The sequence below is a fragment of the Pseudomonas viridiflava genome (assembly GCF_900602065.1).
GTDB lineage: Bacteria > Pseudomonadota > Gammaproteobacteria > Pseudomonadales > Pseudomonadaceae > Aquipseudomonas.
Window position 1 is genome coordinate 1 of sequence record NZ_UWFN01000045.1, and the last position, 309, is coordinate 309.

Here is a 309-nt window from a genome sequence, read left to right on the forward strand (position 1 = left end):
GTCCAGCATTGACCATGGCGTAGCGCGGTCACTGCTGGACGTCGCCCAGTTCTGGAGTCGCAAGCGCAACCTTCCCGGCATCATGCTGGAAACCCAGAACAACAATCTGGCGGCCTGCAAACTGTATGAGCAGTGTGGATTCGTGGTCGGCGGTGTGGACCACATGCGCTACAGGGGCATTGATCCGCAGACCCGCGAATCGGCGATCTTCTGGTACTTGATCTTCCCCCAGCCCTGATTCGCGCATGAACAGGGCCTGATGGTCGGGGTTTACTTCGGCAGGCGGGTCATTTTCACGCCGGACTGCAC

At 59.5% G+C, this 309-nt stretch carries 1 protein-coding gene; it reads left to right on the forward strand.

Features of this window, described 5'->3' with window-relative positions; genetic code table 11:
• Positions 1-238, forward strand: a 238-nt coding sequence (locus tag EE949_RS00915) for a GNAT family N-acetyltransferase (RefSeq protein ID WP_164666659.1), incomplete at its 5' end; no start/stop codon positions are given.
• Positions 239-309 lie beyond the last annotated feature (71 nt).